General features: G+C 65.8%; 30 protein-coding genes. 11 read left to right on the top strand and 19 right to left on the bottom strand.

Translation table 11 applies throughout. The features are described 5' to 3' along the window. Window positions 1-64: 64 nt before the first annotated feature. Window positions 65-631: a c-type cytochrome gene (locus AC0IZS_RS10865; RefSeq protein WP_471635637.1), complete on the top strand. Its 567-nt coding sequence runs from the start codon at window positions 65-67 to the stop codon at window positions 629-631. A 61-nt stretch (window positions 632-692) separates the two neighbouring features. Here AC0IZS_RS10865 and AC0IZS_RS10860 read toward each other — a convergent pair whose 3' ends face one another. From AC0IZS_RS10860 to AC0IZS_RS10850, 3 genes are read right to left on the bottom strand one after another with little or no spacing between them, the layout of a single operon-like run. Next, window positions 693-1,226 carry a DUF2946 family protein gene (locus AC0IZS_RS10860; RefSeq protein WP_471635636.1) on the bottom strand — a complete coding sequence of 178 codons (534 nt, stop codon included), beginning with the start codon at window positions 1,224-1,226 and terminating at the stop codon, window positions 693-695. Further along, the gene (locus AC0IZS_RS10855; RefSeq protein ID WP_471635635.1) at window positions 1,219-2,244 is read right to left on the bottom strand and encodes a YheT family hydrolase; all 1,026 of its coding nucleotides are present in this window, start codon (window positions 2,242-2,244) and stop codon (window positions 1,219-1,221) included. The genes AC0IZS_RS10860 and AC0IZS_RS10855 overlap by 8 nt, the downstream gene beginning before the upstream one ends. 11 nt (window positions 2,245-2,255) lie before the next feature. Further along, the gene (locus tag AC0IZS_RS10850; RefSeq protein WP_471635634.1) at window positions 2,256-2,705 is read right to left on the bottom strand and encodes a YybH family protein; all 450 of its coding nucleotides are present in this window, start codon (window positions 2,703-2,705) and stop codon (window positions 2,256-2,258) included. 380 nt (window positions 2,706-3,085) lie between these two features. Here AC0IZS_RS10850 and AC0IZS_RS10845 point away from each other — a divergent pair, with 380 nt between their 5' ends. The 3 genes from AC0IZS_RS10845 (at window position 3,086) to AC0IZS_RS10835 (ending at window position 4,749) form a co-directional block, all read left to right on the top strand. Then, the gene (locus AC0IZS_RS10845) at window positions 3,086-3,379 is read left to right on the top strand and encodes a DUF4148 domain-containing protein (RefSeq protein WP_471635633.1); all 294 of its coding nucleotides are present in this window, start codon (window positions 3,086-3,088) and stop codon (window positions 3,377-3,379) included. Between the two features lie 57 nt (window positions 3,380-3,436). Then, entirely contained in the window at window positions 3,437-3,730 is a 294-nt protein-coding gene (locus AC0IZS_RS10840) for a DUF4148 domain-containing protein (protein WP_471635632.1), read from the top strand. Between the two features lie 224 nt (window positions 3,731-3,954). Next, window positions 3,955-4,749: a hypothetical protein gene (locus AC0IZS_RS10835; protein ID WP_471635631.1), complete on the top strand. Its 795-nt coding sequence runs from the start codon at window positions 3,955-3,957 to the stop codon at window positions 4,747-4,749. A 78-nt stretch (window positions 4,750-4,827) separates the two neighbouring features. Here AC0IZS_RS10835 and AC0IZS_RS10830 read toward each other — a convergent pair whose 3' ends face one another. From AC0IZS_RS10830 to AC0IZS_RS10790, 9 genes are all read right to left on the bottom strand, one after another. Beyond that, a complete protein-coding gene (locus AC0IZS_RS10830) occupies window positions 4,828-5,244 on the bottom strand; it encodes a F0F1 ATP synthase subunit epsilon (RefSeq protein ID WP_057203545.1) in 417 nt (138 codons plus the stop codon). An 84-nt stretch (window positions 5,245-5,328) separates the two neighbouring features. Further along, on the bottom strand, window positions 5,329-6,735 hold the full coding sequence (gene atpD / locus AC0IZS_RS10825; RefSeq protein WP_305743730.1) for a F0F1 ATP synthase subunit beta: 1,407 nt from the start codon (window positions 6,733-6,735) through the stop codon (window positions 5,329-5,331). Between the two features lie 33 nt (window positions 6,736-6,768). After that, the gene (gene atpG, locus AC0IZS_RS10820) at window positions 6,769-7,635 is read right to left on the bottom strand and encodes a F0F1 ATP synthase subunit gamma (RefSeq protein ID WP_471635630.1); all 867 of its coding nucleotides are present in this window, start codon (window positions 7,633-7,635) and stop codon (window positions 6,769-6,771) included. Window positions 7,636-7,653: 18 nt separating this feature from the next. After that, on the bottom strand, window positions 7,654-9,207 hold the full coding sequence (gene atpA / locus AC0IZS_RS10815; protein WP_471635629.1) for a F0F1 ATP synthase subunit alpha: 1,554 nt from the start codon (window positions 9,205-9,207) through the stop codon (window positions 7,654-7,656). Window positions 9,208-9,249: 42 nt separating this feature from the next. Next, window positions 9,250-9,792 carry a F0F1 ATP synthase subunit delta gene (locus tag AC0IZS_RS10810; RefSeq protein ID WP_471635628.1) on the bottom strand — a complete coding sequence of 181 codons (543 nt, stop codon included), beginning with the start codon at window positions 9,790-9,792 and terminating at the stop codon, window positions 9,250-9,252. Window positions 9,793-9,802: 10 nt separating this feature from the next. After that, window positions 9,803-10,273, bottom strand: a complete 471-nt coding sequence (locus AC0IZS_RS10805) for a F0F1 ATP synthase subunit B (protein WP_471635627.1) — start codon at window positions 10,271-10,273, stop codon at window positions 9,803-9,805. A gap of 34 nt (window positions 10,274-10,307) precedes the next feature. Continuing rightward, entirely contained in the window at window positions 10,308-10,577 is a 270-nt protein-coding gene (atpE, locus tag AC0IZS_RS10800) for a F0F1 ATP synthase subunit C (protein ID WP_007847749.1), read from the bottom strand. A 59-nt stretch (window positions 10,578-10,636) separates the two neighbouring features. Further along, the gene (gene atpB, locus AC0IZS_RS10795; RefSeq protein WP_007847753.1) at window positions 10,637-11,515 is read right to left on the bottom strand and encodes a F0F1 ATP synthase subunit A; all 879 of its coding nucleotides are present in this window, start codon (window positions 11,513-11,515) and stop codon (window positions 10,637-10,639) included. Window positions 11,516-11,534: 19 nt separating this feature from the next. Next, window positions 11,535-12,008, bottom strand: coding sequence for an ATP synthase subunit I (locus AC0IZS_RS10790; protein WP_471635626.1), 474 nt, complete (start codon window positions 12,006-12,008; stop codon window positions 11,535-11,537). Between the two features lie 272 nt (window positions 12,009-12,280). Between AC0IZS_RS10790 and AC0IZS_RS10785 the strand changes: the two genes are divergently transcribed. From AC0IZS_RS10785 to AC0IZS_RS10765, 5 genes are all read left to right on the top strand, one after another. Beyond that, window positions 12,281-12,601 (top strand): YbeD family protein, encoded by a 321-nt coding sequence (locus tag AC0IZS_RS10785; RefSeq protein WP_471635625.1) that lies wholly within the window; start codon window positions 12,281-12,283, stop codon window positions 12,599-12,601. A gap of 61 nt (window positions 12,602-12,662) precedes the next feature. Further along, on the top strand, window positions 12,663-13,301 hold the full coding sequence (lipB, locus tag AC0IZS_RS10780; protein ID WP_471639500.1) for a lipoyl(octanoyl) transferase LipB: 639 nt from the start codon (window positions 12,663-12,665) through the stop codon (window positions 13,299-13,301). A 14-nt stretch (window positions 13,302-13,315) separates the two neighbouring features. Then, complete coding sequence (lipA, locus tag AC0IZS_RS10775; RefSeq protein WP_471635624.1) at window positions 13,316-14,296, top strand: lipoyl synthase; 981 nt, start codon at window positions 13,316-13,318, stop codon at window positions 14,294-14,296. A gap of 30 nt (window positions 14,297-14,326) precedes the next feature. Further along, a complete protein-coding gene (locus AC0IZS_RS10770; RefSeq protein ID WP_471635623.1) occupies window positions 14,327-15,037 on the top strand; it encodes an AraC family transcriptional regulator in 711 nt (236 codons plus the stop codon). Window positions 15,038-15,104: 67 nt separating this feature from the next. After that, a complete protein-coding gene (locus AC0IZS_RS10765; protein WP_471635622.1) occupies window positions 15,105-15,938 on the top strand; it encodes a DMT family transporter in 834 nt (277 codons plus the stop codon). 34 nt (window positions 15,939-15,972) lie between these two features. On the opposite strand, the gene AC0IZS_RS10760 is transcribed toward AC0IZS_RS10765, so the two are convergent. The 6 genes from AC0IZS_RS10760 to AC0IZS_RS10735 are packed head-to-tail and all read right to left on the bottom strand — an operon-like array spanning window position 15,973 to window position 21,561. Next, window positions 15,973-17,241: an MFS transporter gene (locus tag AC0IZS_RS10760; RefSeq protein WP_471635621.1), complete on the bottom strand. Its 1,269-nt coding sequence runs from the start codon at window positions 17,239-17,241 to the stop codon at window positions 15,973-15,975. A gap of 55 nt (window positions 17,242-17,296) precedes the next feature. Beyond that, a complete protein-coding gene (ptsP, locus tag AC0IZS_RS10755) occupies window positions 17,297-19,054 on the bottom strand; it encodes a phosphoenolpyruvate--protein phosphotransferase (RefSeq protein WP_471635620.1) in 1,758 nt (585 codons plus the stop codon). Window positions 19,055-19,096: 42 nt separating this feature from the next. Next, the gene (locus tag AC0IZS_RS10750) at window positions 19,097-19,366 is read right to left on the bottom strand and encodes an HPr family phosphocarrier protein (protein ID WP_471635619.1); all 270 of its coding nucleotides are present in this window, start codon (window positions 19,364-19,366) and stop codon (window positions 19,097-19,099) included. Further along, window positions 19,335-19,784, bottom strand: coding sequence for a PTS sugar transporter subunit IIA (locus AC0IZS_RS10745; protein WP_471635618.1), 450 nt, complete (start codon window positions 19,782-19,784; stop codon window positions 19,335-19,337). Before AC0IZS_RS10745 ends, AC0IZS_RS10750 begins: the two co-directional genes overlap by 32 nt. After that, window positions 19,781-21,028 carry an MFS transporter gene (locus AC0IZS_RS10740; protein WP_471635617.1) on the bottom strand — a complete coding sequence of 416 codons (1,248 nt, stop codon included), beginning with the start codon at window positions 21,026-21,028 and terminating at the stop codon, window positions 19,781-19,783. Before AC0IZS_RS10740 ends, AC0IZS_RS10745 begins: the two co-directional genes overlap by 4 nt. After that, window positions 21,025-21,561, bottom strand: coding sequence for a hypothetical protein (locus tag AC0IZS_RS10735; protein ID WP_471635616.1), 537 nt, complete (start codon window positions 21,559-21,561; stop codon window positions 21,025-21,027). The genes AC0IZS_RS10740 and AC0IZS_RS10735 overlap by 4 nt, the downstream gene beginning before the upstream one ends. A 171-nt stretch (window positions 21,562-21,732) precedes the next feature. Between AC0IZS_RS10735 and AC0IZS_RS10730 the strand changes: the two genes are divergently transcribed. Beyond that, window positions 21,733-22,236 carry a TlpA disulfide reductase family protein gene (locus tag AC0IZS_RS10730; protein ID WP_471635615.1) on the top strand — a complete coding sequence of 168 codons (504 nt, stop codon included), beginning with the start codon at window positions 21,733-21,735 and terminating at the stop codon, window positions 22,234-22,236. A gap of 81 nt (window positions 22,237-22,317) precedes the next feature. Here the strand turns inward: AC0IZS_RS10730 and AC0IZS_RS10725 are convergent, their stop codons facing one another. Next, complete coding sequence (locus AC0IZS_RS10725) at window positions 22,318-22,773, bottom strand: c-type cytochrome (protein ID WP_322594161.1); 456 nt, start codon at window positions 22,771-22,773, stop codon at window positions 22,318-22,320. 166 nt (window positions 22,774-22,939) lie between these two features. Here AC0IZS_RS10725 and AC0IZS_RS10720 point away from each other — a divergent pair, with 166 nt between their 5' ends. Continuing rightward, entirely contained in the window at window positions 22,940-23,614 is a 675-nt protein-coding gene (locus AC0IZS_RS10720; RefSeq protein ID WP_471635614.1) for a cytochrome b/b6 domain-containing protein, read from the top strand. Window positions 23,615-23,665 lie beyond the last annotated feature (51 nt).

Here is a 23,665-nt window from a genome sequence, read left to right as displayed (position 1 = left end):
GGGCACCGGCAGATATAATTGAAGGTTGATTGCATCAAAGCCCCACGATAAACCCGAGGAAGTCATGAGCGACACCCACCACGAAGAAGCCCATACCGGCCCGATCAAGAACCCCAAGCAGTTGCTGATCGCGGTACTTGCCTCGTTTGTGATTCCGATCTTTGCCATCATCGGCCTGGTCCTCTACGTCACCTCGGACAACAAGCCGGCCGCTGGCGCGGTAGACACCCAGAAGGCAACGGCCGCGCGCATCCAGAAGGTGGGCATGGTCGAGGTGCGCGATGCCAACCGGCCACTGGCCAATGGCGAAGCCGTCTACAAGGCCCAGTGCGCGGCCTGCCACGCCACCGGCGCAGCAGGTGCCCCGAAGTTCGGCGATGCCGCTGCCTGGTCGGCCCGCATCAAGACCGGCTTTGAAACGCTGGTGCAGTCGGCCCTCAAGGGCAAGGGCGCCATGGCACCCCAGGGTGGTGGCGATTTCAGCGACACCGAGATCGCACGCGCCGTGGCCTTCATGGCCAATGCCGGCGGTGCCAAGTTCGAAGAGCCTGCGGCCCCTGCGGCAGCAGCTTCTGCGGCAGGTGACGGTGCATCGGCCGCTGCCGCCCCTGCATCGGGCGCATCGCAGTAAGCGCACCGCACGTCCTTCCGCAAAAAAGCCGACCCCGCGAGGTCGGCTTTTTTGTGGCAAGTCAGGCAGGGGTGGCGTGCCGCGCTGCCGGGCTGGGTACAAAGCCATAGCGGGCCGACAGTTCCTCGGCCTGCACCTCCACCGGCGTCCAGCGCCCCTGCTCCACAGCGTCGGCGGCCAGGCCCACGTCCAGGGTGTGCACGAGACCCAGGCCCAGGGGCGTGGCCAGGTAGACCCGGCCTTCGGTATCGAGCAGGCATTGCTCAACGGTGGTGGTCTTGCCCGTGTGGGAGGTCACTGAACCATCGGTCGCCAGGCGCCAGACCAGCGGTGTGGCTTCGAGCTCCACATACACGCGCTGCGGTCCGTTCTGGAAGAACCACTGCCCCGCTTCGTCGGCCTCGTAGTTACGGTGGATGAAGTCGATCAGCTTTTCGTGCTGCAGCAGCGAGCCCTTGGCCTGTGTAAACGGGCCGGCGGCCTGCGTCATGTCGTCGCGCATGTACCAGCGCCCGCGCGCATCCAGCCCCAGCCAGCCGTAGCAGTCGGGCACGTTGGGCCATTTGGCCAGGGCCTGTTTGACGATGTCATCCATGCCGCGATTGTGCCCCCGCTGCGCGGCTTTCCGTGTCAGCCTGCGCCGCGAGCCAGGCGCCCACGGCGTCCGGCATCGCCCGCACATGGCCGGGCAGGCGCCCCTTGGCAAATCCCACGTGGCCGCCGTGCGCTGGCTGCCAGAGGGTGACGCACGGGCCCACCTCGCTCACCCTGGGCAGGCTGCTGGCCGGAACGAAGGGGTCGTTGCGCGCATTCACCACCAGGGCCGGGATGCGGATGCGGTGCAGCATCGGCTTGGCCGACGCCCGCAGCCAATAGTCCTCGGTGTTGCGAAACCCATGCACCGGTGCGGTGAAGACGTTGTCGAACTCGTACAGGTCGCGCGCCGCCAGCAGGGCCTGGCGGTCGAACAGGCCGGGGTGCTGGGCCAGCTTCTGCAAGGCCTTGGGGACCAGCGTGCGCATGAACATGCGGGTGTAGACCTGCCGGTTGAAGCCACGCCCGATCGCATGTCCACCCGCGGCCAGATCGATGGGCGAGCACACGGCTGCGACGGCGTCGGCGCTGCGGCCGGTCTCCGCGCCCACCTCGGCAGCCCAGCGCAACAGCGCATTGCCTCCCAAGGACACCCCTGCGGCCATCAGCGGCCCCTGGTGCCCGGCACGCAGGCGCTGCAGCACCCAGCCGATCTCGGCATGGTCGCCCGAGTGGTAGGCGCGCGGGGCCCGGTTGATCTCGCCGCTGCAGCCGCGAAAGTGCGGCAGCGCACAGGCCCAGCCACGCTCGCGCGCGAGGTCGGCAAAGGCCTCGCTGTAGTGGCTGCGCGAGGAGCCTTCGAGGCCATGGAACACCACCAGCAACGGCCGCGCGGTGCCTGCCGGCACGCCGTCATCGAGAAAATCCACGTCCACGAAATCGCCATCGGGGGTGTCCCAACGCTCGCGCCGGTAGGGCGGCGGCGCGCCGAACGCGCGGCGCGAGTACAGCGCGGGCCAGATGGTCTGCAACTGCCCGCCGGGCAGCCAACGCGGCGCCGTGTAGTGCAGGGCGTGCATGGGGTGCCGCGTCAATGCAGCACCGGTTGCTGCGCCTGCATGGCCTGCACGTCCTCCACCACGCCCGCGCTGGCGTGGTGCACCACCAGGCGCCAGCCCTGGGGGGTCTTGTGGTACACGTTGGTGGCGATCACGATGGCCCGGTGCATGCCGTCGGGCAGCATCACCTCCACATGCTCGGCCACGCTGTGCACCGCGCTGGACAGCGCCTGCACGCGGCGCACCTGGGTCGGCCTGGCGCGCACCGTGCCGTTGGCGAACATGGCCTCGAAGGCGGTGCGGATGGACCCCGCCCCCACGAGCCGGGGGCCGCCCGGATGCACGCAGACGATGTCCTCCTCGTCGGCCCAGCACGACATCAGCAGTTCGATGTCGCCGCGCTGGAGCGCGTCGTAAAAGGCAGTTTCGGTTTCATCCGAAGAACCGCCCAGGGTGGCGGTTGTGGGTCGTGCGCGTGGCATGGGCAATGGGGGGATGGTGGGCGGTGCGCCTATTGTGCGCGGTCCGCTGCCGCAGCGGCTGGGCCGGCATGGAACCGCCGTCGACAGCCTCTGCTCGACCTCCACTATCGTCCCGATTTTCGCTACGGGTTTTCATGTACCCCGACCCGGGGAGCGCCTGCCTGTTCCGCTGAGGCTCGGGTAAACCCTTCAAAGTTCCTTCAGCATTGTTTCCAATACTGGAACAGTTAGTTCGCGACCAGGTGGTTTTTCTTTGATCACCTGCGGCGTACAGTTCAACCCATCGATGAGCCGAACCCGCAAGGCGACTCACCGAACCCGGTTCGAAATGGTTTTGTCCCGGTTTTATTGAGACGCTTTTACTTTCAAGGATTTTCATCATGAACACGACCGCACGCTTCCTCTCCATCGCCGCTGTTGCCGCTTTCGCTTCTTTCGGTGCCCAGGCCGACGAAGCCGATGCTTCGCAATTCGCAACGAAGTTCGACACCAACCGCACCCGCGCCGAAGTGGCCGCTGAAGCCGCTACCGTGGCACAGACGCGTAGCATCGAGCCTGCTGGTTCGCGTGTCGTGACCTACAAGTCCACCGCCGACCGCGCTGCCGTGCGTGCCCAGGCTGCTGATGCTGTTCGCACCGGCCAGATTTCTTCCGGCGAAGTCGGCGCTCTGTAAGCCGCCCCGGATTGAACTGACCCCCTACCCCCAATCAAATCAAGAATCGAGATCACCATGAACAAGACCGCACGTTTCCTCTCCCTGGCCGCTGTTGCCGCTTTCGTTTCCTTCGGTGCACAGGCTGACGAAGCCGACGCTTCGCAGTTCGCCACCAAGTTCGAAACCCAACGCACCCGCGCCGAAGTGGCTGCCGAAGCCGCTACTGTGGCGCAGACGCGCAGCATCGAGCCAGCAGGTTCGCGCGTCGTGACCTACAAGTCGACGGCTGACCGTGCAGCGGTGCGTGCAGCGGCTGCCGAAGCCGTGCGCCTGGGCCAGATCCCTTCGGGCGAAATCAGCGCCCTGTAATCGAGCAGGCAAGGCAGGCTGCAGACCGCACTGCAGCTTCCATGCAAAAAGGCCGAGACCCCGCAAGGGGCCTCGGCCTTTTTCATGGGCAATCGCACAGGCAGCGGCAAGTGAGGGCTCACCCGGTGCCCGGCACACCCTCAGCAGCGGCCCGGTCACAATTCACAGGCCAGCAACTTGCACCCATGCCCTTGATGCCCGCCTACCGATCCATCGACCACATCATGCTGCGCCTGACCACCGCAGAGCCCTTGTTCGACCTGTTCAGCCGCGTGTTCCGTCTGCCCGTGGCCTGGCCCCTGCAACACGCCGCTTTCGCGACCTACGGCTGGGTGCATGCGGGCAACACGGACCTGGAGTTCTGGGCCGCAACCTCCAATGCCGATCTTCCCGAGCATGCACAGCCTCCCCTCGTCCATGGTTTTGCGCTGGAACCTGCCCTGCCCTTGCCCCAGGTACTGGAACGCTTGGCGGCTGCAGGCATCACCAGCAAGCCCGCCCGCGCCTTCCAGTCCGCCAAGGCACGAGGCGAAGTGGTCACAAACTTCACCAATGCCGTCGTGCTCGACGTATCCGCGCCGAGCTGCTGCATTTTCTTCTGTGAGTGGAGTCCTCGCGCGGCCATCTATCCCTGGGACGAAGCCGCCACGCCGGTACAACGCCGCGCCCAACACAGTCAGGCGCTGCAGGAAGCCCATGGAGGTCCGCTCGGGCTCATCGGGCTGCATTCGGTACGCATGGGCACGCCCGACCGGGACATGCTGCGAAGGCACTGGCAGGGACTCAGTGGCTCGCCTTCCGGGCAGCCGATCATGCTCGCGCCGGGGATCTCGCTGGAACTGCATGCCGCAGAGCAGTTGCGAATCGAGTCACTCACGTTCAGCGTGAACTCGCTGGCCACGGCACGCATGTTCCTGGCAAGCCGCCAGCTGCTGCTGGAGGATACCGGGGACGCGCTGTGGATCGCATGCGAAGGCCTGCGCATCGGCCTCGTTGAAGGCGCAAGCGCGCAGGCATAAAAAAACCCGGCGGGGCCGGGTTTTCAGGCCAGATCCGCAAGGATCTGGAGGGCTTGCTTGCTTACTTGTTTTCTCTTCTTACTTCTTCTGGCGGAACTTGCGCAGGGCTGCGATCTGCGCAGCCATGACGGCCAGCTCGGACTGGGCCCGGGCCAGGTCGATCTCGCTCTTGGCATTCTTGAGCGCTTCTTCGGCCGAAGCCTTGGCCGCGTTGGCCTTCTCGTCGTCCAGGTCCTTGCCACGGATGGCGGTGTCGGACAGCACGGTCACGCGGTTGGGCTGCACTTCCAGAATGCCACCGGCCACGAACACGAATTCTTCGCGGCCGTCGGCCATTTCGATGCGCACCGAGCCCGGCTTGATGCGGGTGATCAGCGGGGTGTGGCGGGGAAAAATGCCCAGTTCGCCAGATTCACCAGGCAGCGCGACAAAGCGTGCTTCACCGGAGAAGATGGACTCTTCGGCACTGACCACATCAACGTGGATGGTGTTCATCATTGCTCCTAGGAAAAGGGGATGGGTTGCTCGATTGCGGTGGAAGGCCGGGCAGCGCGACAGCGCTGCTCAGCCGCCAGGCAATCAGGCCACCTTCTTGGCCTTTTCGAAGGCTTCGTCGATGGTACCGACCATGTAGAAAGCCTGTTCTGGCAGGTGATCGCATTCGCCGCTGACGATCATCTTGAAACCACGGATGGTTTCCGACAGAGGAACGTACTTGCCTGGCGAGCCCGTGAACACTTCGGCCACGTGGAACGGCTGCGACAGGAAACGCTGGATCTTGCGCGCGCGGGCCACGGCCAGCTTGTCGTCAGGAGCCAGTTCGTCCATGCCGAGAATGGCGATGATGTCGCGCAGTTCCTTGTAGCGCTGCAGCGTGCCCTGCACCGCACGGGCCGTGGCGTAGTGGTCTTCGCCCACGACGTTCGGGTCCAGCTGGCGGCTGGTGGAATCCAGGGGATCCACGGCAGGGTAGATACCCAGCGACGCGATGTCACGGGACAGCACCACGGTGGAGTCCAAGTGGGCAAAGGTCGTGGCGGGCGATGGATCGGTCAAGTCATCGGCAGGCACGTAAACGGCCTGGATGGAAGTGATCGAACCGACCTTGGTCGAGGTGATGCGTTCTTGCAGGCGGCCCATTTCCTCGGCCAGCGTAGGCTGGTAGCCCACGGCGGAAGGCATGCGGCCCAGCAGAGCGGACACTTCGGTACCGGCCAGCGTGTAGCGGTAGATGTTGTCCACGAAGAACAGCACGTCACGGCCTTCGTCACGGAAGGATTCGGCGATGGTCAGGCCGGTCAGCGCCACGCGCAGACGGTTGCCTGGGGGCTCGTTCATCTGACCGTACACCATGGCGACCTTGGACTCTTCGAGCTTCTCCAGGTTCACCACGCCGGAATCGGCCATTTCATGGTAGAAGTCGTTCCCTTCGCGGGTACGCTCGCCCACACCAGCGAACACCGACAGACCCGAGTGGGCCTTGGCGATGTTGTTGATGAGTTCCATCATGTTCACGGTCTTGCCCACGCCGGCGCCACCGAACAGACCCACCTTGCCACCCTTGGCGAACGGGCACACCAGGTCGATCACCTTGATGCCGGTTTCCAGCAGCTCTTGCGAAGGCGACAGTTCGTCGTACGCAGGGGCCTTGCGGTGGATGGATGCCGTCAGTTCCTGGCTCACGGGACCACGTTCGTCGATGGGCGCACCCAGCACGTCCATGATGCGGCCCAGCGTCGCCTTGCCCACGGGCACGGTGATGGCGTTGCCGGTGTTGGTCACCATGAGGCCGCGGCGCAGGCCGTCGGACGAACCCAGCGCAATGGTACGCACCACGCCGTCGCCCAGCTGCTGCTGCACTTCCAGCGTCAGGTTGGAACCTTCGAGCTTCAGAGCGTCGTAAATCTTGGGCATCTGGTCACGTGGGAACTCAACGTCCACCACCGCGCCGATACATTGAACAATCTTGCCTTGCACTTGAGCCATTTTTCGCTCCAATTTAGATGTTGGTTGAGCTGCTTACACAGCAGCGGCGCCAGCCACGATTTCCGAAAGTTCTTTCGTGATCGCTGCCTGGCGCGTCTTGTTGTAGACCAGCTTCAACTCGCCAATGACGCTGCCGGCGTTGTCGGTGGCGGCCTTCATGGCCACCATGCGCGCCGACTGCTCGGACGCCATGTTTTCCGCAACCGCCTGGTAAATCAGGGACTCGACATAGCGGACCAGCAGATCGTCGATCACGGTCTGTGCATCGGGCTCGTAGATGTAGTCCCAGCCATGTTCGGTCTTCTCGGCCTGCATCTGCTCGGACGACAGGGGGAGCAGTTGCTCCACCACCGATTCCTGCTTCATGGTGTTGATGAACTTGGTGTAGCTCAGGTACACCGCGTTGATCTTGCCTTCTGCATAGGCATCGAGCAGCACCTTCACAGGGCCGATCAGCTTGTCCAGATGCGGCTTGTCGCCCAGGCCCGTCACGTGTGAAACCACCTTGGCGCCGACACGGTTCAGGAAACCCAGGCCCTTGTTGCCGATGGCAACCGCCTCGGTGGAGACACCAGCGCCCTGCAGCTCACGCAACTTGGCCGTCACGATGCGCAGCACGTTGGTGTTCATGCCACCGCACAGGCCCTTGTCGGTCGTCACCACGATCACGCCGGCCGTCTTGGCATCGTTCACTTTCATGAACGGATGCACGTACTCCGGATTGGCGTGGCCGAGGTTGGCTGCAATGTTGCGGATCTTCTCGCTGTAGGGGCGGGCAGCCCGCATCCGTTCCTGCGCCTTGCGCATTTTGGATGCAGCCACCATCTCCATGGCCTTGGTGATCTTCTTGGTGTTTTCCACCGATTTGATCTTGCCGCGTATTTCCTTGCCTGCTGCCATGATCGCTCCTCGTCCGGTTTAAGCGAACGACTTCTTGAACGCGGCGACGGCGGCGGTCAATTCGGCTTCAGCATCCTTGTCCATGGCCTTGGCCTGTTCCAGCTTGGCCAGCAGTGCGGCGTGGCTGGTCTTCAGGAACTGGTGCAGGCCGTGTTCGAAGTCGAGAACCTTCTTGACGTCGATGTCGTCCATGAAGCCCTTGTTCACAGCGAACAGCGTCGCGCCCATCAGCGAGATGGACAGGGGGCTGTACTGTGCCTGCTTGAGCAGTTCGGTCACGCGGGCACCGCGGTCCAGCTGCTTGCGGGTGGCTTCGTCCAGGTCGGAAGCGAACTGCGCGAACGCAGCCAGTTCACGGTACTGGGCCAGGTCGGTACGGATACCGCCGGACAGGTTCTTCACCAGCTTGGTCTGGGCAGCACCACCGACGCGCGACACCGAGATACCGGCGTTGATGGCGGGGCGGATACCGGCGTTGAACAGGCTGGTTTCCAGGAAGATCTGGCCGTCCGTGATCGAGATCACGTTGGTAGGAACGAAGGCGGACACGTCGCCGGCTTGCGTTTCGATGATGGGCAGTGCCGTCAGCGAACCGGTCTTGCCCTTGACTTCACCCTTGGTGAAGGCTTCGACGTAGTCGGCGTTCACGCGGGCTGCGCGCTCGAGCAGGCGGCTGTGGAGATAGAACACGTCGCCGGGGTAGGCTTCGCGGCCTGGTGGACGGCGCAGCAGCAGCGAAACCTGGCGGTAGGCCACAGCCTGCTTGGACAGGTCGTCGTAAACGATCAGGGCGTCCTGGCCGCGGTCGCGGAAGTACTCGCCCATCGTGCAGCCCGAGTAGGCCGACACGTACTGCATGGCTGCCGATTCGGAGGCCGATGCGGCCACCACGATCGTGTAGTCCATGGCACCGGCTTGTTCCAGTGCGCGCACCACGTTCTTGATCGACGAAGCCTTCTGGCCGATGGCGACGTAGATGCAGCTGACGCCCTGGCCCTTCTGGGCGATGATGGCGTCGATGGCGACGGCCGTCTTGCCGGTCTGGCGGTCACCGATGATCAGCTCGCGCTGGCCACGGCCCACAGGCACCATGGAGTCGATGGACTTCAGGCCGGTCTGCAGGGGTTGGTCCACCGATTTACGGGCGATCACGCCCGGAGCGACCTTTTCGATCACGTCGGTGAGCTTGGCGTTGATGGGACCCTTGCCGTCGATAGGCTGGCCCAGGGCGTTCACCACGCGGCCGATCAGTTCGGGGCCGACCGGCACTTCCAGAATGCGGCCCGTACACTTGACGGTATCGCCTTCGGAGATGTGTTCGTACTCACCCAGAATCACGGCGCCGACGGAGTCGCGCTCGAGGTTCAGGGCCAGGCCGTAGGAGGGCTGGCCGTCCTTGGTGGCGGGGAACTCGAGCATTTCGCCGGCCATCACGTCCGACAGGCCATGCACGCGCACGATACCGTCGGACACCGACACCACGGTACCCTGGTTGCGGATATCGCTGCTGGCGGCCAGACCTTCGATGCGGCTCTTGATGAGTTCAGAAATTTCTGCGGGATTGAGTTGCATGACTCTTTCCTTCTTTCTTTGGTTCGCTGTCCTCGCCGCGCGTTACGCGGTGAGGGCCGCTTTCATTTGTTCAAGACGGGCCTTGACCGAAGTGTCCAGCACCTCGTCACCCACCACTACGCGAATGCCACCGATCAGGGACGGGTCCAGCTGAACGGTGAGGTTGAGCTTGCGGCCAAAGCGCTTTTCCAGCGCCGAGCCGACCTCAGCCAGTGCTGCGGCATCCATCGGAAAGGCGCTGTGCACCACGGCATCCGAAGAGCCGCTGCGGCGATTCACGAGGGTACGGAACTGCGCAGCGACTTCCGGCAGCGCTTCGAGGCGCCCGTTGTCGATGACCGTGCGCAGGAAATTCTTGGCCGTATCGGACAGCGCTGAACGCGCAACACCCGTGACGACGGCAAACACCTGGTCTGCCGTCACCTTGGGGCTGTCTGCCAGCTGGCGCAACTGGGGGTTGGCGGCAATGGCCGCCAGTTCATCGACCCAGTCAGCGGTGCTGGCCAGGTCCATGCCCGCACCCGCAGTAGCGGCCTTGAACAGGGCTTCGGCGTAAGGGCGGGCAATGGTGGCGAGTTCAGCCATGTGTGTCCCCTTACAGCTCGGTCTTCAGGCGGTTGAGCAGGTCGGCGTGAACGCCGGCATTGACTTCCTTGCGGAGAATCTGCTCAGCACCCTTGACGGCCAGCGCAGCGACCTGCTCACGCAGGGCCTCGCGGGCTTGCACCGTTTGCTGTTCGGCTTCGGCACGGGCGGAAGCAACGATCTTGTTGCCTTCGTCCGTGGCGCGTGCCTTGGCTTCTTCGATGATGGCCTGGGCACGTCGGTCGGCGTCCGCAAGACGCGAGGCCGTTTCGTTGCGTGCCTGTGACAGTTCCTTCTCGACGCGCTGGTTGGCAGCGGTCAGTTCGGACTTGGCACGGTCGGCAGCAGCGAGGCCTTCGGCGATTTTCTGGGCTCGTTCATCCAACGCCTTCGCGATCGGGGGCCACACGAATTTCATCGTGAACCACACCAGGATCAGGAAGACGATGGCCTGAATGAACAGGGTCGCGTTGATACTCACGGCAACACCTTTCTAGAGTGGCGTTGAGTGGGAGTTACTTGGGCAGGTTGGCCAAGAACGTGGAAGCGAAGGGGTTGGCGAAAGCGAACAGCAGGGCGATGGCCACGCCGATCAGGAAAGCCGCGTCGATCAGACCGGCCAAGATGAACATCTTGGTTTGCAGTTCGTTGATCAGCTCAGGCTGACGTGCCGACGATTCGAGGAACTTGCCACCCATCAGTGCGATACCGATGGAAGCGCCGATAGCGCCGAGGCCAACGATCAGACCACAAGCCAGAGCGACGAGACCGAGAATGTTTTCCATGATGACTCCTGAGTTAAAAAAAGAAAGGTTGAAAAGGAAAGAGAAACGAAAGGGAACCGTTAGTGCGCGTTGTGCGCCTGACCGAGGTAGATCAGCGCAAGCATCATGAAGATGAAGGCTTGCAGCGAGATCACCAGAATGTGGAACAGCGTCCAGATGGTGCCAGCGATGACGTGGCCCACAGGCAGCAGCACACCCGACAGCGACAGCGCAGCCGCACCACCCATCAGGGCGATCAGCATGAACACCAGTTCGCCGGCGTACATGTTGCCGAACAACCGCATGCCATGCGACACGGTGTTGGCGACATATTCAATGACCTGCATCAGCAGGTTCACCACGCCCAGGATCAGGGCGAAGATGGGATTCTTGCTGGTGCCGAACGGGGCCGACACGAGTTCGTGCGCCCAGCCGCCGGCGCCCTTGATCTTCACGCTGTACCAGAAGCGCAGGATCAGGATGGCGAATGCCAGGCCCAGGGTGGTGGAGAGGTCGGCCGTGGGCACGACGCGCAGGTAGGCGTGGTGCGGGTCATGGCCGGCAGCGCCGTAGATCTGGGCCCAGATGGCGGGCAGCAGGTCCACGGGCAGCATGTCCATGAAGTTCATCAGAAAGATCCAGACGAACACCGTCAGGCCCAGGGGGGCGATGAACTTGCGGCTCTCGGCGTTGTGGATGTTGGCCTTGGCTTGGTTGTCCACCATCTCGACCAGCATTTCCACCGCCGCCTGGAACCGGCCGGGCACGCCGGAGGTTGCCTTGCGGGCAGCGGACCACAGGATCAAAAGGGTCAGGGCGCCCAGAACCAAACCCACGATGATCGAGTCATAGTTGATGACCGTGAAGTCAACAATCTTGGTCTGGTTGACGTTTTGAAGATGCTGCAGGTGGTGAACGATGTATTCACTTGCAGTCGGAGCGTGCGCTTCTGCGGCCATCGGACAACTCTTCTCTATATCAATCGGTTTTTCGGACACCAGGCCGCACCATGAGTGCGACCCAATACGTTTTCATCGTGACCACCATGCCCGCCAGCAGAGCCAGCCATACCAGCCCCGGCACAGCCCAAGGGGCCACTGCCAGCAAGGCGATGGTGAACACGATCTTGGCAATCTCCCAACCAAAGAACCCCGCCATGGAGGCGCCCGCATTCCCGGACGCCATCTGGCGCGACATACCGCGGGCGAACAATGCGGCCGGAGCCACCACTGCAAGCGCGCCGTAGGCGGCAGACCAGCCCACCTCGGTCCTGCCCGTCAGCCCCCAGGCCACCAGGGCCACGAGCACGCCGACAAGCGCCTGACCCACCACCACCTTCCACATCGAGACAGGAGGGTTGCGGCCCCGCCACTGCTGCGCTTCCTGCGCGGTCAGGGGCTTGAAGTCAGAATCTTCAGCCTCAGTTTCAGTCTCAGGGGCGATTGTTTTCATTGTTGAGTAACGCCCGTGTTACAGACTGCAAATTTCACAAAGCCTCTAATTATAAGTAAAAACCCGTTGTGAACTACAAAGACCTGCAAACGAGGTCTGAAGGGGTGCGCGCGCCGGCACTGTTGTGGTGACCCGCCAACGCCCCCCGGTGCCCGCACCTTGCCGTTATGCACCGAAAACGCGCACGGGCATGTGACACGCCCCCGCCAGTCCAAGGGGCTTGTCGCACAATGGACCCGCCGGCACCGCCACTGAAACCGAAGCACTTGCACATGACGTCTTCTCCTTTGCCTCCGAACCTCACCATCCTCGACTCGTCCGCTGCGGATGCCCGCAAGGACTCGCTGATCGAGTACCCCTCGAAGTTCCCGATCAAGGTCATGGGAGCGAAGGTGGACGGCTTCGTGCATGCGGTCACCGAACTGGCCCGCCAGTTCGATCCCAGCTTCGACCCCGCCACCATTGAACTGCGTGACAGCAGCAAGGGCAATTACCTCGGAGTTACTGTGACCATCACGGCCACCAGCCGCGAGCAGCTCGACGACCTGTACCGGGCCCTTTCATCCCACCCCCTGGTGAAAGTGGTGCTGTAAGGCCGTGGCCATCGATCTGCGCACGCTCGGGCGGGTGGACTACGCCGCCACCGTGCAGGCCATGCAGGACTACACGGCCACGCGCACCGCCGAGACGCCCGATGTCCTGTGGCTGTGCGAGCACGACGCGCTCTACACGCAAGGACTGGCGGGCAAGAGCGACCACCTGCTCAACCCCGGCGTGATTCCGGTGGTGCCCACCAACCGCGGCGGTCAGGTCACCTTCCACGGCCCGGGCCAGGTGGTGGCCTACCCGCTCATCGACCTGCAGCGCGCGGGCTACTTCGTCAAGGAATACGTCTACCGCGTGGAAGAGGCGCTGATCCGCACGCTGGCACACTTCGGCGTCACCGGCCACCGCGTGGCCGGCGCGCCCGGCATCTACGTGCGCCTCGATGACCCGCACAGCCACGCCATGCTGCCCCAGCGCCCGCAAAAGCGCGAAGGCCAGGCGGCACCCGAGCCCGATTTCGAGGGCCTCGGAAAGATCGCCGCTTTGGGCATCAAGGTCAGCCGCCACAGCACCTACCACGGCGCCGCGCTCAACGTGGCGATGGACCTGGAACCCTTCGGCCGTATCAACCCTTGCGGCTATGCGGGACTGCAAACCGTGGACCTTTCTACAATCGGGGTCCAAACCACCTGGGACGATGCCGCCAAGGTGCTGGGCCAGCAGCTCGGCATCCGCCTGTCTCCCTGAACCGCTACCAAGCCATGAGCACCACCGACGTCGTCCGCGAAGCGCAGTCCACCGAAGCCTACAACCCGCTGGCCAAGCAGAAGGCCGCGGCCAAGCTGTCGCGCATTCCGATCAAGGTCGAACAGGGCGAAGTGCTCAAGAAGCCCGAGTGGATCCGCGTGAAGGCGGGCTCGCCCACCACGCGCTTCTACGAGATCAAGGACATCCTGCGCCAGAACAACCTGCACACGGTGTGCGAGGAGGCCTCCTGCCCGAACATCGGCGAGTGCTTCGGCAAGGGCACGGCCACGTTCATGATCATGGGCGACAAATGCACGCGCCGCTGCCCGTTCTGCGATGTGGGCCATGGCCGCCCCGACCCGCTGGACAAGGCCGAGCCGCTGAACCTGGCGCGCACCATCGCCCAGCTGCGCCTCAAGTACGTGGTGATTACCAGCGTCGACCGCGACGACCTGCGCGATGGCGGCAGCGGCCACTTCGTGGAATGCATCCAGAACATCCGCGAGCTCTCGCCGCTCACGCAGATCGAGATCCTGGTGCCCGACTTCCGCGGCCGCGACGACCGCGCGCTCGAAATCCTCAAGGCCGCGCCACCCGACGTGATGAACCACAACCTGGAAACCGCGCCGCGCCTGTACAAGGAGGCGCGCCCGGGCTCCGACTACCAGTTCAGCCTGAACCTGCTCAAGAAGTTCAAGGCCCTGCACCCCAAGGTGCCGACCAAGAGCGGCATCATGGTGGGCCTGGGCGAGACGGACGAAGAGATCCTGCAGGTGATGCGCGACATGCGCGCGCACGACATCGACATGCTGACCATCGGCCAGTACCTGTCGCCCAGCAGCAGCCACCTGCCCGTGCGCCGCTACGTGCATCCCGACACCTTCAAGATGTTCGAGGAAGAGGCCTACAAGATGGGCTTTAGCCACGCCGCCGTGGGTGCCATGGTGCGCAGCAGCTACCACGCCGACCAGCAGGCGCACGCCGCCGGCGTGTAAGCCCGGCTGCGCCGCCAACGCGCCCTGCCCATGGACAGCGCCGGCACGCTCTCGCTGCGCCGGTACGGCCCCTCCCCCGGCAGCCACAGCCACGACCACTTCCAGGTGCTGCTGGGCATGGCCGGGGCGCTGGAGCTGGAGATCGACGGGCGCGGCATGCGTGTGGCCACGGGCGGCGGCTGCGTCATCGCGCCGGGCGCGCACCATGACTTCGAGGCCACCGGTGGCAGCCTGTGCCTGGTGCTGGACAGCAGCGACATGGGCTGGACCCACTGCACCGCCCCTGCGCTGCAGACAGCGCCACCGCCCCCGGCGCTGACCCTGGCCCGCTACCTCGCCAGCGCCCTGCAGCAAGGCCGCCCCCTGGCCCAGGCCCACGGGCCCGCCCTGCTGCTGGAGGCCTGGCAGCCCCCCTGCCCTGCGCCCCGCGACCACCAACGACCGGATGCCGCCACGCGCCGCCGCGCCATCGACTGGCCAGCGCTGCGCCAATGGGCCGCGCGGCAGTGGCACCGGCCGCTGTCGGTGGCGGACATGGCCCAACAGGTGCATCTGAGCCCCAGCCAGTTCGCGGCCCGCTGCCGCGAGGAACAGGGCCAGGGCGCCATGGCCTGGCTGCGCAGCCAGCGGCTCGAACACGCCCAGTTGCTGCGCGCCGGCGGCATGGCCGTTGCCGAGGTGGCGCGGCGCACCGGCTACCGCTCGCCATCGGCCCTGACGGCTGCGCTGCGCCGGGGCTGATCCCGGACCGCAGGGCTGCGACGATGCTCCGTCGTTGCGCGATGCCCGGCGCGCTTACAGTGCCCGCATGCAAGCCAATCTCCATGCCCTGGGCGCCATCGCGCTGTGGGCCTCCCTCGCCTCGCTGGGTGTTTCGCTCGCCCACGTGCCCCCGTTCCTGCTGACGGGCATTGCCCTCATCATCGGCAGCATTCCCGCCTGGCCCTTCGTGCTGCGCGACCCGTCGCAGTGGCGCATTCCGCTGCGCACGCTGGCCCTGGGCGTGTACGGCTTGTTCGCCTACCACTTTCTGCTGTTCATCGCGCTGCGCCATGCGCCGCCGGTGGAGGCCAACCTGGTCAACTACCTGTGGCCGCTGTTCATCGTGGTGCTCGCGCCCGTGGTGCTGCCCGGCGTATCGCTGCGCTGGCCGCATGTGCTCGCGGCGCTTCTGGGCTTCGGTGGTGCGGCCATCGCCATCGTGGGCGGGCGCGAATTGAGCGGCACCCTGGCCTGGGGCTATGTACCAGCCTTCGCGGCGGCGCTGATCTGGGCCACCTATTCGCTGATGACCAAGCGCGTGGCGGCCTTTCCAACCACGGCCATCGGCCTGTTCGGCCTGGTCTCGGGCATGCTCTCGCTGCTGTGCCACATGGCGCTGGAGCCTGCAGCCACGCTGGCACCGCGCGACTGGATACTGCTGGCCGCGATGGGCCTGGGGCCGCTCGGTGCCTCGTTCTTCCTGTGGGACAAGGCGCTCAAGCTGGGCGATGCCCGGCACATCGGCATCCTGAGCTACATCACGCCGCTGGCCTCGACCGCCTTGCTGATCGTGGTGAGCGGCCGCACGTTCAGCGCAAGCATCGCGCTGGCCACGGCCATGATCATCAGTGCGGCCATTCTGGGCATACGGGCGAAGTAAAAACCACCCAGCGCTCTGGCTGCGCGACAGCGGCTCAAGCCGCCCCTGTGGTGGGCACACCGGCTCGCACGCGTTCCCTGCGCAACCGCAGGAAGAGCCAGCCGGTGATCGAAAGATTCAGCAAATTCCAGCCGATGCCGTTGAGGAAGGCGGCGTGGTAGCTGCCGGTGAGGTCGAAGATAAAGCCCGACAGCCAGCCGCCCAGCGCCATGCCCACGAGTGTGGCCATGATGACGGCGCCCACCCGCACGCTCGCCTGCGCGGGCGCGAAGTGCTCGCGCACGATGATGGCGTAGGTCGGCACGATGCCGCCCTGGAACAGGCCGAACAGCGCCGAGATCACGTACAGCGGCACCAGGCCGTCGTAGGGCAGAAAAAGCAGCAGGGCGACGCCCTGCAGCGCAGACCCCAGCAGCAGGGTGCGAATGCCGCCGATGCGGTCGCAGACCAGTCCGAAGACCAGCCGGCTCACGATGCCGCAGGCCAGCATGAGCGACAGCATCTGCGCCCCCTGGGCGGCGCCGAAGCCCAGATCGGTGCAGTAGGCCACGATGTGGACCTGTGGCATGGCCATGGCCACGCAGCAGGCCACACCCGCCACGCACAGCAGCGCCATCGCGGCTCCCGGAGCGAGGCCAAAGGGACGCGCGTGGTCCACCGCGGCGGCCTGGGCGCCAGCCGCCGCGGCCTGGATGGCCGGCGGGCGCTGGCGCATGCGCAGCGACAGCGCGAGCATGCCCAGGCCGCAGACGACGCCCAGTGCCATGTAGGTCGGCCTCCAGCCGACGGTGTCGATTCCGTACTGCACGATGGGCGGCCAGACAGCGCCCGCCACATAGTTGCCGCTGGCACACACCGCCACCGCAATGCCGCGCCGGCGATTCCACCACAGCGCCGTGTCGGCCAGCAGGGGCGCGAATGTGGCCGAACTGCCGATGAAGCCCATCGCCGCGTGCGCCAGGCCGAAGGCCCATATGCTGTTGGAAAAGGCCGCGCCCACAAAGCCGCCCAGTACGGCCAGCGCGCCCAGCCAGAGCACGGGCGTGAGGCCATGGCGGTCCGCCAGCCTGCCCGTGAGCAGCCCGCCCAGGCCCAGGCAGACCATCATCAGGGTGTAGGGCAGCGAGGCGCTGGCGCGGCCGATGCCGAACTCGTTCTGCACGGCCGGAAGCACGACCGACACCACGTACATGCTGCTGTTGCCCAGCACCACCAGGCCCAGGGTGACCAAGAGGCGCTGGAAGGCCTGGCGCGAGTCGATGAGGGATGCGTCTGCGGGGGCTGTTACCGGGATATGGGCCAACTCGACCTCCAGCGCTGGTCCAGCAGGCGCTGGCAGCTATTGAATCAAAAGCGTTCTACGACGCCAGCAAGGCAGCGGGCTCTTCCCCGTCCAGCACCTGCTGCGCCCAGGGCACGAGCTTGCGCGTGTCGGCACGCAGGATCTCCTGCTTGACGGCCAGGATCTGCGCGGGGTGCATGGAAAAGCTGCGCAGGCCCAGGCCCAGCAGCAGGCGCGTCATGGTCACGTCGCCGGCGGTCTCGCCGCAGACGCAGACGCTCTTGCCCTGGCGCTCGCCCTCGGCGATCACGTCGGCCACCAGGCGCAGCACGGCCGGATGCACCGGGTCGTACAGGTGCGCCACGGCCTCGTCGGCCCGGTCGATGGCCAGGGTGTACTGGATCAGGTCGTTGGTGCCGATGGACAGAAAGTCGAAATAGCGCAGGAAGGTGCGCACCATCAGCGCCGCAGCCGGCACCTCGATCATGGCGCCCAGCTGGATGGGGCCATAGGGCTCACCCCGGGCATCGAGCTCGGCGCGCGCAAGGTCCACCTGGGCCAGGGTCTGGTGGATCTCGTTGGTGTGCGCCAGCATGGGGAACAGCAGGTTCACCTTGCCGTGCGCCGCGGCGCGCAGCACGGCGCGCAACTGGGTGCGGAACATGGCCGGGTCGGCCAGGCTCCAGCGGATGGCGCGCAGGCCCAGCGCAGGGTTCAGGTGCGTGTCCTTGTGGGCCTTGCTGTCCAGTGGCTTGTCGGCCCCCACGTCGATGGTGCGGATCGTGACCGGCAGGCCCTGCATGCCATCGAGCGCCTCGCGGTAGGCGCGGTACTGTTCGTCCTCGCCCGGCAGGTTGCCGGTGCGGCCCATGAACAAAAATTCGCTGCGGAACAGGCCCACGCCCACGGCGCCGGCGCGCACGGCACCCACAGCATCGCCGGGCTGCTCGATGTTGGCCAGCAGTTCGATGCGGTGGCCGTCGATGGTGACGGCCGGCGTGTGCCGCAGGCGCGACAGGCGCTCGCGTTCGAGCTCGGTCTGGCGCTGGCGAAAACCGTACTCGGCCAGGATGATGGGCGAGGGGTCGACGATGATCACGCCGGCATCGCCGTCGATGATGACCCAGTCGTCCTGGCGCACCAGCTGGCTGGCCGCGCGCGCGCCGACGACGGCTGGGATGTCCATGCTGCGCGCGACGATGGCAGTGTGCGAGGTCTTGCCGCCCACGTCGGTCACGAAGCCGGCGAACACGCTCTGCTTGAACTGCAGCATGTCGGCCGGCGACAGGTCGTGCGCCACCAGCACCAGGGGCACGTCCACCGTGTCGTCGAGCAGCAGGTCCTGCTGGGTCTTGCGGCGCGGACTGCTGGCCGGCGGCGCCACCGGGCTGGCCACGCCCTTCATGTAGCGCAGGATGCGCTCCACCACCTGCTCCAGGTCGGCCTTGCGTTCGCGCAGGTACTCGTCCTCCATCTCGTCGAACTGGCGTGCAATCACCTCGAACTGGGTGGTGAGCGCCCACTCTGCGTTGTACAGGCGCTCCGTGATCCAGTGCTTGACGCCGCCCGTGAGGGCCTCGTCCTGCAGCAGCATCAGGTGTACGTCGAGCAGTGCGGTGAGCTCGTGCGGCGCATCGGCCGGCATGTCGGTCTGCAGGCGCTGCAGTTCCTCCACCACCGCATTGCGGCCCTGGCGCACGCGCTCGATCTCGGCCGGTACCTGCTCGGGCTGGATGAAGTAGTGGGCCACGTCCACGCGGCTCGACGCCACAAGCACGGCACGCCCGATGGCAATGCCGCGTGCGACCGCCAGACCGTGGATGGCGAAGGTCATCGGAAACCCCTTTCTTCTTCAGCCGTGTCAGCCATGGCGCGCTTACTCGCCTTCGCCAAACTTGTCGGCGATCAGCGCCAGCAGGGCGTCCATGGCCTCCTGCTCGCGCTCGCCATGGGTTTCCACCTCCACCTCGGTGCCGATGCCGGCGGCCAGCATCATCACGCCCATGATGCTCTTGGCATTGATGCGGCGGTCGCCGCGGCTCATGAATACGTCGCAGGGGAAGCTGCCGGCCAGCTTGGTGAGCTTGGCCGAGGCGCGGGCATGCAGGCCCAGTTTATTGCTGATGGTCGTACGAGTCTTGATCATGTCGGTTGCGTCGGGACTGGTTCTGCGGTGCGGCGATGGCCACCTGCATCACCCCTTGCGTGCCGCCCACCACCGCGCGGGTGACGACCGAATCCAGGGGTTCTGCACGGTAGCTCACGGCACGCAGCAGCATCGGAAGATTGACCCCTGTCACCAGGCGCGAGCGCACGCCATCGACCAGGCGCTGTGCCACGTTGCAGGGGGTGGCGCCGAACACGTCGGTCAGCACCAGGGTGGAGTCGGCGCCCAGTTGCTCCAGCAGGATCTGCGCCTGGGCCAGGGTTTCTTCGGGCCGCTCGTTGGGCTGCACATCGAGTGCGGCCACGCTGTCGCCACAGTCGGCGAACACATGCAGCACGCATTCGCGCAGGGCATGGGCCAGGGGGGCATGGGCGATGAGGAGGATGCTGGTGCTCATGGGACAGAGGTTTGGAGCACATTATGGCGCTGGGTCCGCGCAAACCACAGGTAGGCCCCCGTGTTGCAGGCCAGGAAAACCCCCATGGCCGCCTGGAACGCTGCGGTTGTCGACAGGCCTGCGGCCGCAAAGGCATCCACCGCCAGACCAATGCCCCACTGCACCACGAACACCCCGGCAAAGATCACCAGGTTGAAGGCCGACAGCGCGCGCCCCGCCAGTGCCTGTGGAAAGGCCATGCCCACCGCCGGCTGCGACAGCGAGACGAAGGTACACGAGACACAGAACAGCGCCCAGGCCGCGCCCCCCGCCGCCGGCCCGGCGACGATGATGGCCAGCAGGATGACCAGGGACAGCGGCAGGCCCGCGAGGATGAGCCGGTCGGCCCCGAAGCCGCGGCGCAACAGCCAGGGGTTGACCATGCCCCAGGTCCAGAAGGTGCACAGCATGGACAGGTTGATCCAGAACAGGCCGATCGCCGACTCGAGCGCGGTGTAGCCGGCCACCTGCTGCATCCAGGGGCCCGCCCACAGGGTCTGCATGGCCACCATGCCGCCATAGACGAAGAAACCCAGCGGGGCCATGCGCTGGAAATAGGGGTGGCGCCAGACCACGGCATAGCCGCCGGGAGCGGCCGGTGCGTCCGCTCCCGGGGTCGGCGCAGCGGCGTGCCAGCGCGGCACCCAGAGCGCGATGCCCACCATGGCCACGCCGATCAACACGGCCAGGCCCCAAAAGAGTGGGCGCCAACCCACCAGCGGCAGGGCCCACTGCACCGGCAGGGTGGAGGCCACCATGCCCAGCGAGCCAGTCATCAGCATCCAGGAGTTGGCGCGCATCTGCGCCGTGGCATCGAACCAGCGGCGGTAGCCGGTAAGCGGCGCCATCAGGCAGGCGCTCACTCCTGCCCCACACAGCACGCGCCCGGCGAGCAGGCCCGAGAAACCCGTGGCCATGGAAAACACCAGGCACCCGGCGACGGCCACGCCCAGAAAGCCGAGCAGCACCTTTTGCGGGCCATGCCGGTCCAGCCAGGTGCCCAGCGGCAGTTGCGTGGCCGAGAAACCCAGGAAGTAACCGCCTGCCAGCAGGCCCAGGTCGCTGGCGTGCAGGGTGAACTCCTGCGACAGGGTGGGTGCCAGCGTGGCCGTGACGGCGCGCAGCAGGGCCGACAGGAAATATGCGAAGGCGAACGCGAGGAAGACGATGACGGCCGTGCGCCGTGGCAACACACCGGCGCTCATGGCAGCACCAGCCCGGTAAAGAAGGTATCAGCCACCTCGGGGCGGGGCTTGGGCGTGTAGACCGCGGCGTGGTACAGCCGCATCTGCGGCCCCACGGGGCGGGCAAACCAGACCGCCTGTGCGGTGACGGCCTGCCCGTCGGGCCCCCGCCCCTGTGCCACGGTGCGCACCGATTGGGGCAGTGGCAAGGCGTTGCGGGGGGCAAATGGCGCATCGGTGGCCTGGGCCTGTGCGCCGCCCATGCGCGCCAGCATGGCGGACCGCCAGTGCGTGAGTGCCACGCCCACCTGCGCGGGGTCGGCCAGCGTGGCGTAGGACACGGCGAAGGTCGCGCCATCGGCCTCGCAGCCGACCATGGACAGATCGACCGGTGTGCCCGCCAGTTCCACCTTGCGCGTGGCATGGTCGGGCTTGCAGGGCAGCGTGATGGTGAGGGCCGCCTCGGGCAGGGCCACGGTGCGCCAGTTGAGTGCCGGGCTGCATGCGGCCAGTCCCAGGAGGGCGCTGGCGGCGCCGGTCAGTGTCCAGTTCATGGGCCCATTATCGGCAGTGGCCGGTTATTTCGCGCGCAGGGCCCGGGCAGCGCGAACTTTTACGCCCGCCGATGCTCCATTCCAGGTGGAGCAGGCTGCCAGCACGCTGGGGCCTTGTCCGGCACAATACCGTGTGGGTTGGAGCCCGCACTTTCGGGATGGGACGACGTCATGGGTATCAAACAGTGGGCAGCAGGTGCAACGGTGGTGGCTTTTGCCGCCGTGGGTGCCTACGTGTACCTGGACACGGGGCGCTCCGCGGCGCCCGACTCCACCTTCGTGCTACTCGACGGCTCGCGTCAATCGACGGCCGACCTGCGCGGCAAGGTAACGCTGGTGAATTTCTGGGCCACGAGTTGCACCACCTGTGTGGCCGAGATGCCCGAGATCATTGCCACCTACCGGAAGTACCAGCCCAAGGGCTTCGATACGCTGGCCGTGGCCATGAGCTACGACCCGCCGAGCTACGTCGTGAACTTCGCCGAAACGCGCAAGCTGCCCTTCAAGGTGGCCATCGACAACACCGGCGCCGTGGCCCAGGCCTGGGGCGATGTGCGGCTCACGCCCTCGACCTTCATCGTCAACAAGCGCGGTGAGATCGTGAAGACCTATGTGGGCGCGCCCAACTTTCCCGAACTGCACCAGCTCATCGAGAAGCTGCTGGCCGAGACCTGAGCCGGCCTCCCCAAACGCCAAAAGCCTCTTCCGCCCGGAAGAGGCTTTTTGTTATGGGGGCCGCCGTAGCGGCCGCCCGCTTTATTTCGCGCGGTAGTTGTCGTGGCAGGCCTTGCAGGTGTTGGCCGCCGAGCCGAAGGCGGTCTTTAGATTGTCCAGGTTGCCGGTCTTGGCGGCTGCGGCGAGTTTGACGGTCTCGGCTTCGAGCTTGTCGGAGTGCTCCTTGAACTTGGCCTGCTGGGTCCAGATCTCGGGCAGCGCCTTGGTCGGTGCTCCCTTGTCGGTACCAGCGCCAAAGCCGGCCCAGGGCAGCTTGGCCATTTCGGCGACAACATCGGCATTTTCCTGCGCCGCCTTGGCGTCGAAGGGGATGCGGCCATTGGCCATGGCACCCAGGCGCCCAAAATGCTGACCCATCACGAACAGCGCGCTCTGGCGGTACTTGATGGCGTCTTCGGGTTTGGCAAACTGGGCAGATGCGGGCGCCGACAGGGTGACAACGGCCGCGGCAAAGGCGACTACAGCGAGGGTTTTCATCGGATGTTTCCTTTTATCGTGGGGAGCAAAAACCAACCAGCCGCCACCAGTATGCCGCTTTGCGGCGGTTTTGGCATGCCTGCCGGTGCGCATTGGCGGCCCCGGCCATCTCGCGCACAATGCGGCCAACGACACCCCACGACACGGCAAGCGCCGGACCACGACCATGACACACACCGTCCGCATCTGGGATCTGCCCACCCGCCTCTTCCACTGGGCCCTGGCCGCCAGCGTGATCGCCCTGGTGGTCACGGCCAAGGTCGGCGGCAACGCCATGGTCTGGCACCTGCGCCTGGGCTATGTGGTGCTGGCGCTGCTGGTCTTTCGCCTGGTGTGGGGCCTGGTGGGCGGGCGCTGGTCGCGCTTCGCGACCTTTCTGTACTCGCCCGCCCGGCTGGTGCGCTACCTGCGCGGTGCGGGCCATCCCGATGACGGGGTAGGCCACAGCCCGCTGGGCGCGCTCTCGGTATTCGCCCTGCTGGCCGTGCTCGCCGCCCAGGTGGGCACCGGACTGCTCAGCGACGATGAAATCGCCTTTTCAGGACCGCTGACCCGCTTCGTCTCCAACGCGGTGGTGGGCCAGGCCACGGGCTACCACAAGGAGATCGGCCAGTACCTGGTGCTGGGCCTGGTCGCGCTGCACCTGCTGGCCATCGTCTTCTACGTGGTGGTGCGCAAGCACCGGCTGGTGCGGCCCATGCTGCATGGCGACAAGGAGCTGCCCCAGCCCGTGGCGCCATCGCGTGACGACCTGGCCAGCCGCATCGCGGCGGTGGTGGCCCTGGCCCTGGGCGCAGGTCTGGCCTGGTGGGTGTCGACCCTCGGAGCGGTGGCGTTCTGAGCGCCTGTTCCCTGCGTGCCCGGGTCGAGCCGCTACACTGCCCCTTCCCCA

The organism is Acidovorax sp. AC410, from assembly GCF_979253235.1.
The sequence above is the reverse complement of the archived record's forward strand: the minus strand, read 5'-3'. Positions and strand labels throughout refer to the sequence as shown.